This window comes from Actinoplanes sp. ATCC 53533 (genome assembly GCF_003947245.1).
Genome location: NZ_QHHV01000473.1, coordinates 1 through 2468, shown reverse-complemented (window position 1 = coordinate 2468; position 2468 = coordinate 1). Strand labels below are relative to the sequence as shown.

Here is a 2468-nt window from a genome sequence, read left to right as displayed (position 1 = left end):
GGCTGGGAATCCGTCCGCGACGGCCGTCGCCCACGACGAAGGATGGCCGCTCTACCTGAACCGCTACGCCGCCCTGTTCACCACAGCAGCCTGACCGTCGCCGGATGGACCGGACGTCCCGCTTCCCCGCGTACCAGCAGGACGTCCGACCGGGTCTGGTGACGTGCCGTTCGCGTTGTTCCGGTCGGTCCGGATGGCCCGGGATGCCGCTTCGCCCAGCGTGAGATTGCCCCATGCGTAGAACCCGCACCGATGGGCGGCGATCGGAATGACGTTGTACCAGTCGCCGCCGTAGGCGGCGAGGAGCTGGTGCCATAGTGGCGCCATTATGACTTTACGTGGCGCCATAGATGTGCCATCTTGGCACCATGAACATTGAGAACAACGTGTTCCGAATGCCGCGTTTCTTCCGCCGGGTAGGTGTCACGGCGCTGGCTGTGACGCTCCTGGCCGGGACAGCCACACCCGGGGCAGCCGCCGCGGACAGCAGAGCCGTGCCAAGGGCCGCCGCCGGGCAGGATCGCCCGGAACTCCAGGAGGCCATCCAGTCCATGGTGGATTCCGGTTTCGCCGGGGTGCAGCTACGTGTGCACGACGAGCGGGGCGACTGGGTCGGCAGTGCCGGAGTGCGCAAGCTCGGCGAGATCGCGAAGCCGCCGACCGACGGGCGATTCCGGATCGGCAGCAACACCAAGACGTTCGTCGCGACCCTCGTGCTCCAGCTGGTGGCCGAGGGCAAGGTCGGGCTGGACACCTCGGCGTCCGACTACCTGCCCGAGTTCGGGCTGGATCGGCGGATCACAGTGCGGATGTTGCTGCAGCACACCAGCGGGCTGTTCAGCTACACCGGCGAGTACTACCCCGACGGGACCATCGTGCCGGGAATCCCTTGGCAGGGCCAGGAGTGGGTGGACAACCGGTTCCACACCTACCAGCCGGAGGAACTGGTACGGCTGGCGTTGTCCAAGCCCGCGCGATTCGCGCCGGGGACGGACTGGAACTACTCCAACACCAACTACGTGCTGGCCGCGCTGCTGATCGAGAAAGTCACCGGCCGCCCGTACTCGGTGGAGATGCACCGGCGGATCCTGCGGCCGCTCGGGCTGTCGGGCACCGTGGTGCCGGGCTCCTGGCCGGGTATCCCCGGGCCGCACGCTCACGCCTACTACCGCTACGAGAACGCCGGCCAGTGGAAGACGCTCGACATCACCCGGCAGAACGTCTCCTGGGCGTCCGGCGCCGGTGAGATGATTTCGACCACGCGGGATCTTCACACGTTCTTCGCCGCGCTGGTGGGCGGCCGGCTCCTCCCGCCGCGGCTGTTGGCCGAGATGCGCAAGCCGCACCCGAAGAGCGGCATCTACGGCTACGGCCTCGGGCTGATGGTGCAGGATGCGGGTCCGAACTGCGCGGGCACCATCCTCACCCACAATGGCGGTCTGCAGGGCTTCGGGGCGCTGATGTACACCACACCCGACGGCAGCAGGACTCTGGAGGCCTCCATGACCACGGGGGACAGCGCGTTCGACGCGGCGGAGGCTTTCCAGAAGGCGCAGCAGAGGCTCGTCAACCTGGTGTTCTGCGGCGGGCGGACCGGGGCTGCCGCTCCAGTCATCGCCGACGCCGCGGCGCACGTCAGCCGACGTGGATGTGCGGGCGGCGATGGCGCTGGGCACCGACGAATTCTGCACGGACAGGATGCGGTAGCGGTGGCGCAGGCGTACGGCGCGGGCCCAGGAGGCCCGACGGTGCCTCGATGTGCGGGGTCATAACCGCAGATATACGCCCCCGAGCTGTCAACGACACCCGCGAGGACCGGCTCATCCCGGCCTCGTTAAGAACGCGTCAAGAAACGGTCCGGGAGCGTAGGCATCGCGTGAACGCCGCTCGCGAACGGCAATCGGTGAGCTGTACTTCGGGCGTTGGTACCGCATCCCTCGTCAAGGAGTCCTCCCGTGGCTGATCTCGTGTTCGTCGGGCTCACGGTGGCGCTGTTCGCAGCGCTGACCGTGCTGATCCGGGCGGTCGAACGCTGGTGAGCGCCGTCAACCTCATCGGCCTGATCGTGGCCGTGCTGCTCGGCGCCTTCATGGTCGCCGCCCTGCTGTTCCCGGAGAAGTTCTGATGGCCGGCTGGCTGTTCGTCATCACCCTGGTGGCCGCGCTGGTCGCGGTCTACCGCCCGTTCGGCGACTACCTGTACCGGGTCGTCACCGGCACCCGGAGCACCGTGGTCGAACGCGGTGTGTACCGGCTCGTCGGCGTCGACCCGGCGGCCGAGCAGACCTGGGGTGTCTACGCCCGCAGCGTCCTGGCCTTCTCCGCAGTCTCGATTCTCTTTCTCTACCTCTTCCTGCGCGTGCAGGACAAGCTGTGGCTGTCACTGGGCATGCCGGCGGTCACCGACCACGTCGCCTGGAACACCGCCGTCAGCTTCGTGTCCAACACCAACTGGCAGGCGTACTCGGG

3 protein-coding genes are annotated in these 2468 nt (G+C 67.7%); all 3 read left to right on the top strand.

Annotation, left to right across the window (positions count from 1 at the left end; all coding sequences use genetic code 11):
- Positions 1-368 precede the first annotated feature (368 nt).
- Positions 369-1772, top strand: coding sequence for a serine hydrolase (locus DMB66_RS59295; protein WP_125812644.1), 1404 nt, complete (start codon positions 369-371; stop codon positions 1770-1772).
- Between the two features lie 263 nt (positions 1773-2035).
- Positions 2036-2125, top strand: a complete 90-nt coding sequence (gene kdpF / locus DMB66_RS59290) for a K(+)-transporting ATPase subunit F (protein ID WP_041840852.1) — start codon at positions 2036-2038, stop codon at positions 2123-2125.
- On the top strand, positions 2125-2468 hold a 344-nt coding region (locus tag DMB66_RS59285), incomplete at its 3' end, for a potassium-transporting ATPase subunit KdpA (protein ID WP_199753301.1). The genes kdpF and DMB66_RS59285, both read left to right, overlap by 1 nt.

Excerpts from the sequence above, each read along its gene's own strand:
- DMB66_RS59295 (WP_125812644.1), top strand. The coding sequence starts at position 369 with ATGAACATTGAGAACAACGTGTTCCGAATGCCGCGTTTCTTCCGCCGG.